Annotated in this window: 11 protein-coding genes; 7 read left to right on the plus strand and 4 right to left on the minus strand. The window is 43.1% G+C overall.

From position 1 onward, the window contains the following. Positions 1 to 37 precede the first annotated feature (37 nt). Positions 38 to 508 (plus strand): FKBP-type peptidyl-prolyl cis-trans isomerase, encoded by a 471-nt coding sequence (locus GUY17_RS16225; RefSeq protein ID WP_162023740.1) that lies wholly within the window; start codon positions 38 to 40, stop codon positions 506 to 508. A gap of 120 nt (positions 509 to 628) precedes the next feature. On the opposite strand, the gene GUY17_RS16230 is transcribed toward GUY17_RS16225, so the two are convergent. Continuing rightward, positions 629 to 1,843, minus strand: a complete 1,215-nt coding sequence (locus GUY17_RS16230; RefSeq protein ID WP_162023741.1) for a Xaa-Pro peptidase family protein — start codon at positions 1,841 to 1,843, stop codon at positions 629 to 631. 271 nt (positions 1,844 to 2,114) lie between these two features. Here GUY17_RS16230 and GUY17_RS16235 point away from each other — a divergent pair, with 271 nt between their 5' ends. The 6 genes from GUY17_RS16235 (at position 2,115) to purT (ending at position 11,239) form a co-directional block, all read left to right on the plus strand. Beyond that, positions 2,115 to 3,902, plus strand: coding sequence for an aminopeptidase P family protein (locus GUY17_RS16235; RefSeq protein WP_162023742.1), 1,788 nt, complete (start codon positions 2,115 to 2,117; stop codon positions 3,900 to 3,902). A 560-nt stretch (positions 3,903 to 4,462) separates the two neighbouring features. Further along, entirely contained in the window at positions 4,463 to 5,821 is a 1,359-nt protein-coding gene (locus GUY17_RS16240) for an NCS2 family permease (RefSeq protein ID WP_162023743.1), read from the plus strand. Between the two features lie 590 nt (positions 5,822 to 6,411). After that, complete coding sequence (locus GUY17_RS16245; protein WP_123777245.1) at positions 6,412 to 7,020, plus strand: tetratricopeptide repeat protein; 609 nt, start codon at positions 6,412 to 6,414, stop codon at positions 7,018 to 7,020. 640 nt (positions 7,021 to 7,660) lie between these two features. Next, on the plus strand, positions 7,661 to 8,962 hold the full coding sequence (locus tag GUY17_RS16250; RefSeq protein WP_059744719.1) for a DEAD/DEAH box helicase: 1,302 nt from the start codon (positions 7,661 to 7,663) through the stop codon (positions 8,960 to 8,962). A gap of 125 nt (positions 8,963 to 9,087) precedes the next feature. Next, entirely contained in the window at positions 9,088 to 9,723 is a 636-nt protein-coding gene (locus GUY17_RS16255; RefSeq protein WP_162023744.1) for a peroxiredoxin-like family protein, read from the plus strand. 325 nt (positions 9,724 to 10,048) lie between these two features. Next, a complete protein-coding gene (purT, locus tag GUY17_RS16260; protein WP_162023745.1) occupies positions 10,049 to 11,239 on the plus strand; it encodes a formate-dependent phosphoribosylglycinamide formyltransferase in 1,191 nt (396 codons plus the stop codon). Between the two features lie 87 nt (positions 11,240 to 11,326). On the opposite strand, the gene GUY17_RS16265 is transcribed toward purT, so the two are convergent. From GUY17_RS16265 to djlA, 3 genes are all read right to left on the minus strand, one after another. Then, positions 11,327 to 11,785, minus strand: coding sequence for a hypothetical protein (locus GUY17_RS16265; protein ID WP_162023746.1), 459 nt, complete (start codon positions 11,783 to 11,785; stop codon positions 11,327 to 11,329). Positions 11,786 to 12,003: 218 nt separating this feature from the next. Further along, positions 12,004 to 12,957, minus strand: a complete 954-nt coding sequence (locus tag GUY17_RS16270; RefSeq protein WP_162023747.1) for a D-2-hydroxyacid dehydrogenase — start codon at positions 12,955 to 12,957, stop codon at positions 12,004 to 12,006. 46 nt (positions 12,958 to 13,003) lie between these two features. Further along, positions 13,004 to 13,777 (minus strand): co-chaperone DjlA, encoded by a 774-nt coding sequence (gene djlA / locus GUY17_RS16275; protein ID WP_011638516.1) that lies wholly within the window; start codon positions 13,775 to 13,777, stop codon positions 13,004 to 13,006. Between the last annotated feature and the right edge of the window lie 42 nt (positions 13,778 to 13,819).

Raw genomic sequence — 13,819 nt, forward strand, 5'->3', positions numbered from 1 at the left:
CTAGCCACACTATCTACCTAACAATTCGAGATCAATTATGCGTATGATTTTGGCCGTACTGGTCATTGCGGGCGTTATTTTTTATTTTTTCACTCAATCTAACAATTCTAAAGCCGCTAAAGAAAATATTGAGAAAGGTAAGATTTTTTTAGCTGAAAATGCCAAACGCGAAGGCGTCAGCCAAACCTTATCTGGCTTACAATATGAAGTACTCGTTAAAAGCGATAATACTGAACACCCTAGCGCAAAAAGCAAGGTTACCGTGCATTATCACGGCACACTCACTGACGGTAGCGTATTCGACAGCTCTGTTGATCGCGGCGAAACAATCAGCTTTGGTTTAAATCAAGTGATAGCCGGTTGGACTGAAGGTGTACAACTCATGAATATTGGCGATAAATTCCGTTTTTATATTCCAAGCCAATTGGCTTACGGCAATCGCTCAACAGGTAAAATTGAAGGTGGCTCAGTACTGATTTTTGATGTTGAGTTATTTGAAATCAACTAATCAGCAATGAAGATCAGTTTAAGCAGAAAATGAAAAAGCCTCCATGTCGGAGGCTTTTTACTATTGATTATCGGCTCTTGGTTATTGCAATTGAGCCTTTACTCCATAAATATTTGATTATCATGCTAGATAAAACGGATCATCAATCGACTTCGCTGGCGCTGTAAACCATTTAGGCCCTTGCGCTGTCATGTAAAAATGGTCTTCATGACGGATCCCAAACTCCCCAGGTACACATAACATTGGCTCGTTGCTAAAACACATACCAACCGCCAGTGGCGTAACATCATTACGCACCAAATATGGCCATTCATGAATATCTAAACCGATACCATGACCAGTACGATGAGGTAAACCTGGCACGTTGTAATCTGGACCAAAGCCTGCGGCTTCTAACACGACACGAGCAGCTGCATCCACTTCACTACACAAGGTTCCTAAGGTAGCAGCATCAAACGCAGCAATTTGTGCATCCTGTTCAAGTTGCCATAATTGACGCTGACGAGCATTAGGCTCACCAAATACGTAAGTACGAGTAATATCAGAGTTATAGCCTTGTAACTGGCAACCGGTATCAATCAATACCGTGTCATTTTTCTCAAGCGCTTTAGGTGATTTAACCCCATGCGGATACGCTGTATCTTCACCAAATAGCACGATGCAAAAATACGAACCTTTGGCTGCGCCCACGGCATAGTGAGCTTGGTTAATAAAGTCTTCCACTTCTGTAGTGGTGATGCCCTCACGTAAGATACTGGCGGTGGCTTTATGCACTTCAAGGGTCATGTCTTTAGCGCGTTGCATTAAGGCAATTTCAGCAACCGACTTAATCATCCGACACCCTGCCGTTACTGTTGTCGCACTTACAAATCGATGCTGAGGAGCTGCTTGGGCAATGCCATCGCTAATAAAAAAGGCGGTTGACTCATCAATACCGATTTTTGCTTGGTTCAAGCCGATGTTATCCAGCACGTCGGCAAATAACTGATATGGGCTTTCATCTTCATGCCACGTATTTACTTGACCTTTTATGGTCATATAACCCTGTAACGTGTCGAGTTCAAATGCAGGTGCAATATACTGAACCTCACCCACAGCGGGGATAATAGCACCCACCATACGTTCGCTAGAAAACCAACGAGTACCCGTAAAATAGTACAAATTAGTACCAGCATTCACATAGATTGCTTCTAAACCATGTTGCGCCATCAATCGTTGTGCATGTTGAATTCGTTGATTAAATTCATCATCACTTATCGCTGCTACACCGTGAGTCATATTCGTGAGTGTGGCTAATGCTTGTTGCGGGCTAACGCCGCCGACACCGATTGTCATAGGTTTTCCTTTGGTTATTTTTATTGTTATTTATCTAGAGTCTGTGGAAATCAAATCGTCTTACCTTGTTCCAATATACAAGATAATCAATACCGACAAGGATACCGTCTGTATCGCTTTGTTACCATTGTATACAATATAAGTTTACAATTTTAATCAGTCTGCTCCACATTATGTCAGCGACTTCACTTGCCAGTTTGCCGTCACGCTTGCGATAATCGCAGTTCATTCTACAGAGCTGAGTTCATCAGTCGCCTCCAACGGAGAAACCATGTCCAATATTATTGCTACGCGTCTTAACGCCATTCGCCAACAGCTTGAAGTAAACCAAATAGATGCATTCATCATTCCTCGCGCTGACGAATATTTAGGTGAGTATGTCCCTGCTCGTAACGAGCGTTTACATTGGGCCACTGGCTTTACGGGTTCTGCTGGCATGGCAATCGTGTTAAAAGACCGCGCAGCAATATTTACCGACGGCCGTTACACAGTGCAAGTACGCCAACAAGTAGACGGTAACTTATTTGAATATTTAAGCCTGTATGACGACCCGCAAATTGACTGGTTAATTGATACATTAGCTGCAGGCGCTAACGTCGGCATCGACAGTCGCCTACATACCCTTGCTTGGTATCAACAAACCAAAGCGCAATTTGATAAAGCCCAAATCAATTTAGTTGAAGTAGATAACAACCCGATTGATGTGAGTTGGTTAGACCGCCCTGCACCGTCAGCATCCACCATGACTTTATTTAGCCACCAAGGTGCAGGACGTAATAGCGTCGACAAACGTCAACAAATTGGTCAGCTGGTTAACAAGCAAGGCGCCGATGTAGCCCTTATTGCCGCATTAGATTCATGTTGTTGGTTACTAAATATCCGTGGAAACGATGTTCCACGCTTCCCCGTCATACTTGGCTGCGGATTATTATCTAGTAATGGCGATATGACCTTTTTTACCGATTTAGCTAAAGTGCCGCAAAATATTGAACAACACGTAGGTGCTGGGGTGAGCTTTAAAGATGAAGCAGAACTGGCAACCGTATTAGCGCAAATGAATGGGGTTAAGCTATTGGCCGACCCTCATTCTGCCAACGCCTATTCGCAATTACTGGCACAAAAAGGCGGTGCTAAACTGATTGTGGGTACCGACCCGGTTGCATTACCTAAAGCACAAAAAAATAACGCCGAATTAGCTGGTATACGAGCGTGTCATATTCGTGATGGTGTTGCCGTCAGCCGCTTTTTAGCCTGGTTAGACAGCCAAGTTGAACAGAACATTATGCACGATGAAGCACAACTGGCTGACAAATTAGAAAGCTTTAGATTACAAGACTCGCTGTACCGCGAGCCAAGCTTTGACACTATTTCTGCCACTGGTGCCAATGCCGCTATGTGCCATTACAACCATAATAATGGCACCCCAAGCACCATGACCATGAACAGTATTTACTTGGTCGATTCTGGCGCTCAGTACATAGACGGCACCACCGACGTCACCCGCACCATCGCCATTGGCAAGGTGACAGACGAGCAGAGAAAAATGGTCACGCTGGTATTAAAAGGCCACATAGCCCTTGATACAGCCCGCTTCCCTAAAGGCACCTCTGGTGTGCAACTCGATGCGTTTGCTCGCCAATATTTATGGCAACATGGTTTTGATTATGACCACGGTACTGGCCATGGAGTCGGTCACTTTTTAAGTGTTCACGAAGGCCCGCAGCGCATTGGTAAAAACGTCAATGGCGTGGCATTACTGCCAGGCATGGTATTGTCGAATGAGCCTGGTTATTACCGCGCCGATGGTTTTGGTATTCGCATCGAAAACCTCGTCACCGTGCAACATTGCCAAGCGTTGGCAGGTGCAGAGCGTGAAATGTATGAGTTTGATGTATTAACCCATATTCCAATGGATGCACGCTTAATCGACAAATCATTGCTAACCGACTTTGAAGTGAATTGGTTTAATCAATATCAACAAAAAGTACGTCAAACCTTAGCGCCATTAATGCAAGGTGACGAGTTAGCATGGCTCAATAAAGTGACTGTCGCGATTTAAGTGCCATCCAGTTGAACATAACGCGTAAGCACTGAATATAGGGCTTTGGAGCAATAACAAGTCCAAAGCCCTTTTAAATAAAGCACCATCAAGTGCAAACTAAAACGCCAGTGAATCTACCTACTCACAGCAAACATTATAATTCCTAAAAAATGGTATTAAATTGCCATGCCAAGACGGTAATCAGTTATTAGTGATAAATGCTCAAAGGCTGTCATTACCACAACGAGTGACTTTTATGGTGAGATATACGAGCAATCTGTTTTTGTGGTGCGTTTTTTACCCACATAGCAAAAAAATGTTAGCCGCTTCCTATTTCCCCATTGTCGATTGTTGTAAACTCCGCGCCAACAAAGGCTGTGTTGGTAAGAGTAAATTTTACCAGACATGTGAATAACAAATTTGTTTACCACAATACTCGCAGGTCACTAACGCTATATGCGCCAAGTGGATCTCTCACCTAAGTCGTTCTCGTTTGGGGCTCTACCTGCCATAGCCGTGTCGCCAATGAATAACCATTGGTTAACTGATAATTTAAGAGATCAAAAGGTATAATCACTATGAAGTCTGAACAGACTCTCTCTAATTCTGCTGCTGTTTCTGATTCGTTTTTGGATCGCTATTTCAATATTTCTGCCCGTGGAAGTACCTTAAAACGTGAAGTCATTGCTGGCTTAACGACGTTTTTGGCTATGGTTTATTCGGTGATTGTGGTGCCAAACATGTTGGGCACTGCGGGATTTGACCCTGCGGCGGTATTTATCGCTACCTGTTTAATTGCCGCGTTTGGTTCGTTGCTCATGGGGCTATGGGCTAATTTGCCAATGGCCATTGGTTGTGCAATATCACTCACCGCATTTACTGCATTTAGCATGGTGCTAGGTCAGGGAATATCGATTCCTGTCACCCTTGGCGCTATTTTCCTAATGGGTATCGTATTTACACTTGTAAGTGTCACTGGCATTCGTCAATGGGTACTCACTAACCTGCCAACCGGTATTGCTCACGGTACGGGTATTGGTATTGGTTTGTTTTTACTCCTTATCGCGACCAATAGCGTGAAATTGATTGTATCAAACGATGCCGGTTTACCCGTAAAGCTTGGTGATATTAATAGTTTACCGGTTATAGCAACAATAATTGGTCTTGCTATGACAATTGGGCTTGAGCGCCGAGGCACACCGGGTGGCATATTGTTGGTCATCGTCGGGCTATCGATCTTTGGGTTAATATTTGATCCTAGCGTGACTTATCAAGGCCTATTTGCTTTACCTGACTTGATGTCTGAAACGTCGCTAATTGGCCAGCTCGATATTATGGGCGCACTGAATCCAGTGGTCCTGCCTATTGTGTTGGCATTAGTGATGACCGCTATCTTCGATGCAACTGGCACAATTAGAGCGGTTGCAGGGCAAGCGGAACTTCTCGATGATAAAGACAATATTGTTGGTGGTGGAAAAGCACTGACATCAGATTCAGTCAGCAGTATTTTTGCTGGCGTAGTCGGCGGCGCTCCAGCCGCTGTTTATATTGAATCCGCAGCGGGAACTGCAGCAGGTGGCAAAACCGGCCTGACCGCGACCATCGTCGGCTTACTATTTTTGATAATGATGTTCTTAGCGCCGTTAAGCTTTTTAGTACCTGCTTATGCGACAGCTCCAGCGCTAATGTATGTTGGATTACTGATGCTGAGTAACGTCACCAAGCTTAATTTTGACGATAAAGTGGACGCAATGGCAGGCCTAACCTGCGCGGTATTTATTATTTTAAGCTGTAATATCGTTACTGGGATTATGCTTGGGTTTGTTACCTTGGTTATTGGCCGCATATGCAGCGGCGAATGGCGTAAACTGCGACTTGGGGTTATCTTAATCACCCTTGGTTTAGTCGCCTTTTACATGGGTGGCGGGGCGATTTAACCCAATTGTAAACTCAATTATAAACTCAATTATAAATTCAATATTAAGGCCAGCCGCCGAGGCTGGCCTTTTTGTTTTCAACAACCATATAAGCTAACTTGGTTTTGCCCCAACGTTGGTTAGGCTATGACCTGCGGTCACTAACGTCGTGGTGCTTCGCCCACACCAGACCAAGAGGAAATCAACGGCTATTCCCTCTTGGAAATCCCAGCCGCCCCGCAACATTTTCGCTATTTACAAAACAACAGCTGCGAAAAGGTCGCCATGGGGATTGAATGAGCTTTTAATTTCATTTGAAACTTGCTTCGGCCTTATTCGAAAATGCTAACGCTTCCGATAGGCCATCCCTGGCCAACGAAAGCTAGCCTGACGTCCTGTCAGGCTCACGCTATTTTCTTCAACGTCCTCAAGTTCTGAGTTGAATCACACCAATTGCGAGCAAGGTATGCAAATCATTTATGCCCCTTTCAATGTTAGGGCCGATTACCCACTCAGTTCAGTAGAACTTCATTTGGCTTACTTTTCCTCATACCATTAATGTGTTTCAATATCTGGTGTTGGGGGAGGAATAAACTGAAGAGGGCTCTATAATGCATCCAGAGTATGATGAACTGTCTTTATGGGATGATGCAATACGTCTGGTGAGTGAAAATAAATACGACCAAGCTATTTATCTATATAAAAGTATGGCTAAAAATGGAATAGATGAGGCGTTGGTCGAAATAGGGCGGCTGTATGAAATGCCATCAACAGCGACTATTGAACAAGACTTTTCAAAAGCGGCTACATATTATAAAAAAGCGATTGATTTAAGTGATGACATGTATGCTTATACAGCTCTTGGAAGGCTTTACTTTTTCGGTGTCGGTGTGGATCAAGACTACATAAAATCAAAACAGTTGTATTTGATAGCTGCGAATATGGACGGACTAGTAGCCACATTGATGTTAGCTCGTATTTATCGTTACGGGCATGGTGTTCAACCTAATTTAACTAAAGCAAAAGAGCTCTATCAGAAATCAATTAGGCTTGGAAGCTATGTAGCCCTAAAGGAGAGTGGTGGGTTGGATATTTCTTGTGGTGAGGTTGTAAAAGGAATAGCAAAAGTAATAAAGGGGACTTGGAATATTTTCTTAAGGGTGCGAAAAGACATATCTAATTATGGAGTTATTGTTAGTGAATGTGTAAAAAACCAATAGAGAATATTTATCAGGACAGGTATGACCAATCGAATTTAGGTCGCGTTTAATGTTGTTAACTTATTCACTCCTAAATTAGCCCCAATCATTGGGGCTTTTTGTTGCGCTGAAGAAGGCAATTTAATCAGCAGAGTGTGCCGAGCTCACCAGTAGAAGGTATCAGTTGTGAACAGTAGTCTGTGCAATTGTGAAGTCGAGCTGTGAATTTTACCACTGACTCAGCAGTTTTCAGTACAAAACCTTATCTGAAAAAATATAAATTGATTAATGTTCTAACTCGGAAATGTTCAAAAACGAGTTAGCAGCCCCGCACTTAAGATGCTGTAATTGCCATGACTATCAATCCATATCATCTAAACTATTCTGTTCTAAAAAATCTTCCCTTTTGACACAGATAAAGTTCAGGATTTAAACAAAAGTTTGTTATACTCCGCGGCCGCTTATCGATGGCACTCAATTGGGTGTATCATTCAAGCTTAACGTTTTTCAACTATCCTAAGACGTTAATCAACCCAGTTAAGCATGATATCTGCCATTAACAATGGCTATAGGCCCAAATACTCTAGATTGACCTTGTGCAGCTAACTTAGCTTGTTGCAACTAAATCGCTTTGTCTTGATGTACATACAGGAACCGCACCATGAAATTCGAATCTTTTAGCTTCGCCCCAGAAATATTACGCGCGATCGCTGAGTGCGGTTATCAATCTATGACGCCAATTCAACAACAAGCGATCCCAGCGATCCGTCGTGGTGAAGATGTCCTAGCAAGCGCTCAAACAGGCACGGGTAAAACAGCAGCATTTGCACTGCCTATATTACAAAGAATGTGTGATAACCCAAAAGAGACGATGCCGTCTAACACTCGTACCTTAATTCTGACTCCAACTCGTGAGCTTGCCGCACAGGTTGCAGACAACATTAGCGCTTACAGTAAGCATCTTAATTTAACGGTATTAACCATTTATGGTGGCGTTAAAATAGAGACCCAATCACAAAAACTTAAACGCGGTGCCGACGTTATTGTTGCTACACCAGGTCGTTTACTTGAACACATTGTGGCGTGTAACTTAAGTTTGTCGAATGTTGAGTTTTTAGTACTCGATGAAGCCGACCGTATGCTTGATATGGGCTTTAGTGCTGACATTAAAAAGATTCTCCAGGCAGTAAACAAAAAGCGTCAAAACATGTTGTTCTCTGCGACCTTCTCTTCTGAGGTTAAAAAGCTGGCGAATGACATGCTTGAAAAGCCTAAAGTGATTACTGTTGATAAACAAAACACTACTGCCGACACCGTTAGCCAGGTGGTATATCCAGTAGAGCAGCGCCGTAAGCGTGAATTAATATCTGAACTTATTGGTACCAAAAACTGGCAACAAGTGTTGGTGTTTACCGCGACTCGTGACGCAGCAGACAAATTGGTCAAAGAGCTTAACTTAGATGGTATTCCATCGGGTGTGGTTCATGGCGAGAAAGCACAAGGCAGCCGTCGTCGTGCGTTACGTGAATTTGTTGAAGGTAAAATTCGCGTATTAGTGGCCACCGAAGTCGCCGCTCGTGGGCTTGATATTAAAAATCTTGAATATGTTGTTAACTACGATTTACCATTTTTAGCCGAAGATTACGTGCACCGTATTGGCCGTACAGGTCGTGCAGGTAAAACCGGTGTGGCAATTTCGTTTGTGAGCCGCGAAGAAGAACGCACTCTAGCTGATATTGAAAAGCTCATCGGTCAGCCAATTCGTCGAGTCACAGTACCGGGTTATGAAGTCGGTAGCCGTGAAGTACTGCTTAAGCAGATTGAAAAGCGCCGTAGTTTTGCTAAAAAACAACAACGTGGTGATAACGCTGGCGCCCAGATGATTGCTGAGAAAAACATGGACGGACGTCGTGTTAAAGTGGGTAAAGTCAGCAGCACGGTTAAATACAAAAAGATTAAATAACTCAACTTGAAAGAGTTAATGGTAATAGAAAAAAGCGCTTAGGCGCTTTTTTTGTGTTTGAATGAAATGAATTGTGTGATTATGAGGTCTACTTTAGTCGGGACATTACTCTATAAGGACTTATCATGTTAAAAACTCTGCTTATTGCCACCGCACTTACGTTAACCAGTTTAGCCAGTGTGGCTAAGCCTATTGCCAGTGACGAGAACAATGTCATGCCACTGCTCAATGGCCACCAGATACCAGCAATAACCCTGCAAGATGTTGATGGTAAAGCGGTTGAACTCAGTAAACTTGTGGCGCAAAAGCCGACTATATTTTTCTTTTACCGTGGCGGTTGGTGTCCATTTTGTAATTCGCAAATGGGTCAGTTAAAAGCCATTGAACCAAAACTGATTGAGATGGGTTTTCAATTAGTGGGAATTTCACCAGACACGCCAGAAAAGATGCGCGCGTCGATGAATAAACAAGAACTCGATTATTTATTGCTGTCTGACACCTCAATGGCGGTATCGCAAGCATTTGGTTTAGCCTATTACACCAGTGCAGATATCACTAAAAAATATACTGCCAGTTTAGCGGTAACCAATGAACTGTTTACTACCCCTGCAGGTGAAAAACGCTTAGTGTTACCCGTGCCAGCTGTCTATTTGGCAGATAAAAGTGGTTTAATTCATTTTCAATATGTGAATCCAAACTACAAGGTTCGCCCTGCGCCAGAGCTAATTTTAACCGCTGCTGAGTTACTCGTTAAACCTTAGTTAACGCCAAATTCAAATAGAATCTAGCCAACATTAATCCAATAATGTTGGCTTTTTTAACTTACTCTTTTGAGTCAGCACCCTCTAATTCAACACTATAGTATTATGACACTTACCCACTCACACTTGGTGTTTTCAACAACGACACTTCTACACACCGATACATCTAGACTTGTCGTAATTAAATACAATCTTTCATCACAAAAAACCTCGAAATACAGGCGTTTTTAGCCAATTAGTGCATTTTATATTGGATTTTTAATACCTCATCTCGTTACACTGTTCGGCATATAAGAATATCCCTACACAGAGGCTGTAAATTACCATGTCTATTGCTACTACATTTGGCACAGCAAATACTTCTGGCACGATTAAGGCGATGCTATTAGGTTGCGGTGAACTCGGCAAAGAAGTTGCCATTGAGCTACAACGTTACGGAATTGAAGTTATCGGAGTTGATCGCTACCCCAATGCCCCAGCAATGCAAATTGCCCATCGTTTTCATGTGATTAACATGCTGGATGCAAAAGCATTAAAAGCAGTTATCGAGCTTGAACAGCCGGATTTAGTCATTCCAGAAATTGAAGCTATTGCCACCCAAACGTTAGTGGAACTAGAACAACAAGGTTTGCATGTGGTGCCAACCGCTAACGCAGCCAAACTCACTATGGACCGTGAGGGCATACGCCGACTTGCGGCAGAAACCTTAGCGATACCAACATCAAAGTACTTTTTCTGTGACACTCTAGCTGAATTTGAACAGGCCGTTACTGACATTGGTATTCCATGCGTGGTTAAGCCAGTAATGAGTTCGTCTGGAAAAGGCCAGAGTGTGATTAAGTCAGCACAAACCATTCAGCAAGCATGGGCTTACGCCCAAGAAGGTGGTCGTGCAGGTAAAGGACGAGTAATTGTTGAAGCTTTTATTCCGTTTGATTACGAAATTACCTTACTGACGATTAGCGCCGTAAATGGCATCCATTTTTGCGACCCAATTGGCCATAGACAAGAAGATGGCGATTATCGTGAATCGTGGCAACCGCAGGCGATGTCGGCTGAGGTATTACACAAGGCACAAGCCATGAGCCAACGAGTTGTTGAGGCATTAGGTGGATATGGACTCTTTGGTGTTGAGCTATTTATTCGTGGTGATGAAGTGTATTTTTCTGAAGTGTCGCCAAGGCCACATGATACAGGTTTAGTGACCTTAATCAGCCAGGATTTATCTGAGTTTGCCTTGCATGTACGTGCGATTTTAGGCTTACCAATAAGCAATATTGTGCAGCATGGTCCGAGTGCTTCTGCGGTTATTCTTGCTGAAGGCACATCCACCAATATCCGTTACCAGGGTATGGCTGCCGCCTTAGCGCCAGCCGATACTCAATTACGCTTGTTTGGTAAGCCAGACATTGATGGCCGCCGGCGCTTAGGTGTAGCGCTAGCCCGCGATAACTCGGTAGAACAAGCGGTCGAAAAAGCGAAAACCGTTGCCAGCCATATCAAGGTACTGTTTTAACGTCACAGGATATTATTTTAACGTCACAGGATATTGTTCTGTCACCTAGCTGAATATCGATGAACTAAGCCGTGGAGTATCTGCGGCTTAGTTTTTTACTGTTGGCATTGGTTTAGGCAGTGGTTTATCTGCTAAGTGAAAGTGGACTAACATTAGCAAACGAAACAGCGCTTTAAGTTTAAGATCTTGATCAAGCTTACCCGCGTGAATCAGTTTTTTCAGTACCGTTATTTTTATGTACAGTTTTTTAATCAACACGCCGCTTGGCTCACCTAGGTATTTATCGAACTCTTTATAACCCTCAATAGTTCGCGGTACTAACTTAGCCTGACGAATATGTAATCCCGACAGTATCGCTTTATCGAACGCTTGGGTTTCTAGCCCCTTGATAATCTCGGCTGCACTGAGTTGTTGCGCCAAACCATCCACAACAAAATGAATATTTGATTCAATTTCAAATTGCAGCGCATGGGTATCGTGGCGCACATTATTAAATCTGCTACGTTCTTTATCAACAAAATCAAACAGGACTTTCCATAGTGACATGTGTCGTTATCCGCTCTAGTTGTGAGTGTTAATCGAACGCTATAAATGACAGATCTAAACACCCAGCACTATATCTAAGTTATAAGCTTTAAGCTTTAAACTCTAAACTTTAAACTCTAAACTCTAAACTCGAGACTCTAAACTCGAGACTCTAAATTTTAATCTAAGCTTTAAACTCGAGACTAAACTGGTTAAAAGTGGTTGGTTTAGTGATAGCTTTAGCCGTTAATTCTATTCAACATTTTACCTTGTTGAAAATAGAGAACATTTTCAAGCGCAATATTAAGTAGATTTTGCCTAGCTTGTAATGTCGCCCATGCAATATGCGGCGTGATAGTAATGTTGGCTGCACTAAGTAACGGATTATTGCTACTTGGCGGCTCAGTGGATAACACGTCAACTGCCGCAAAGCCGTTACCATTGTTAAGCCATTGAGCGAGATCATTTTCATTAATCAAATCGCCACGGGCGGTATTCACTAATAAACAACCCGGTTTAAGTAAGCGTAAACTGTCGCTATTGATCATGTATTTGGTTGCTGTACTCAGCGGACAATGCAGCGAAATAATATCGGCTTGTTGAAGCAGGATGTCGCGTTCACACCATTGAATAGCATCAGGTAAATTGGTTTTAGGTTTAGCACTGGTAATCAACACTTTCATGCCAAACGCGACACCTAAATTGGCAACCTGTTGGCCAATATCACCATAACCTACCACACCCAGCGTGAGGCCTTTTAATGAGGTTAAGGGTGATAAGGTAAAACAAAAATCTCGTTGCGTTACCCATTGTCCTTGTTTTACGGCTTGGTCATGTAAGGCAACTTGTTGCTTATGATGTAAAATATGGGCAAACACCATTTGTGCTACGGCATCAGGACCATAAGCAGGTATATTAGTGACAACAATACCCTGCGCGGTTGCTGCATCAACATCGACCACATTGGTTCCTGTGGCAAGAACACCGATATAGCTTAATGCGGGCAGTTGCTTTAAGGTCGCGGCACTCAATAGCGTTTTATTGGTCAGCACGATTTGCGCACCTTGACAGCGACTGACGATTTGTTCGAGTGTGGTATGGTCGTAAATATCACATTCGCCTAAAGCCTCAAGCGCTTGCCAACTCAAATCACCCGGATTAAGTGTATAACCATCTAATACCACTATTTTCATTTATTGCCCCATTCCATTGTTTACAAAAATACGTTACTGGCTTGCGCTAACGCATTCCTCTAGAGGTTTTAATGCGCTCGTAAGCGGCTTGAATATCTTGTGCTTTGGTGTTGGCTAATTCCATCATCTCTTCAGGTAAGCCTTTAGCCACAAGCTTGTCTGGATGATGTTCATTCATCAACTTACGGTAAGTTCGTTTTACGTCTTGATCGCTAGCAGATTCTTGCACGCCTAACAGCACATAGGCATCAGTAAGCGGCATTTTATTACCTTGTGGCGACTGATGATGACTAAACTCAGCTTGCCAACGTGCCAGTAAAGCATCCAGTTGTGCAGCAAGGCCAAGCTTAGTGGCAATAACCGACAATATTTGCTTTTCATTGGCATGTAATTCACCATCGGCCAAGGCTGTTTGAATTTGGATTTCCAAGAACATTTGCGCTAACTCGACTCGTCCTTGAGTGGCTTGTCGAAACAGTTCTAGCTGCTTTAGCAAATCAAAATCAGCTTGGCGGCCTTGACGAAAAGCCGTTTGCGCATCGATACGTGACTGACCAGACAACTTCATTTGATCCATTAACATGGTCGCTATACGAATATCGGTTTCAGTCACTCGCCCTGACGCTTTAGCAACATGGCCCATTACGGCAAATGTTGAATTAAAAAACATCGCCTGACGTTCACTGCCTTTACGCATTATCGAGGTTAACCCTTGGCGCCTATCGAAAGCATGGCCTAACCATAATCCTAAAATTGCACCAAAGAAACGCCCGAACATATACCCAATGATAAATCCAAAAACTTTACCCCAAATTCGCATGTTGTTTTCCACTACGGTTAATAATTAATAAACAGCTAGCCA

This window comes from Shewanella sp. Arc9-LZ (assembly GCF_010092445.1).
GTDB lineage: Bacteria > Pseudomonadota > Gammaproteobacteria > Enterobacterales > Shewanellaceae > Shewanella.

Bases quoted from the DNA above. Each gene is read 5' to 3' on its own strand.
- GUY17_RS16225 (WP_162023740.1), top strand. From the start codon at position 38: ATGCGTATGATTTTGGCCGTACTGGTCATTGCGGGCGTTATTTTTTAT.
- GUY17_RS16230 (WP_162023741.1), bottom strand. From the start codon at position 1,843: ATGACAATCGGTGTCGGCGGCGTTAGCCCGCAACAAGCATTAGCCACA.
- GUY17_RS16235 (WP_162023742.1), top strand. From the start codon at position 2,115: ATGTCCAATATTATTGCTACGCGTCTTAACGCCATTCGCCAACAGCTT.
- GUY17_RS16240 (WP_162023743.1), top strand. From the start codon at position 4,463: ATGAAGTCTGAACAGACTCTCTCTAATTCTGCTGCTGTTTCTGATTCG.
- GUY17_RS16245 (WP_123777245.1), top strand. From the start codon at position 6,412: ATGCATCCAGAGTATGATGAACTGTCTTTATGGGATGATGCAATACGT.
- GUY17_RS16250 (WP_059744719.1), top strand. From the start codon at position 7,661: ATGAAATTCGAATCTTTTAGCTTCGCCCCAGAAATATTACGCGCGATC.
- GUY17_RS16255 (WP_162023744.1), top strand. From the start codon at position 9,088: ATGTTAAAAACTCTGCTTATTGCCACCGCACTTACGTTAACCAGTTTA.
- purT (WP_162023745.1), top strand. From the start codon at position 10,049: ATGTCTATTGCTACTACATTTGGCACAGCAAATACTTCTGGCACGATT.
- GUY17_RS16265 (WP_162023746.1), bottom strand. From the start codon at position 11,785: ATGTCACTATGGAAAGTCCTGTTTGATTTTGTTGATAAAGAACGTAGC.
- GUY17_RS16270 (WP_162023747.1), bottom strand. From the start codon at position 12,957: ATGAAAATAGTGGTATTAGATGGTTATACACTTAATCCGGGTGATTTG.
- djlA (WP_011638516.1), bottom strand. From the start codon at position 13,777: ATGCGAATTTGGGGTAAAGTTTTTGGATTTATCATTGGGTATATGTTC.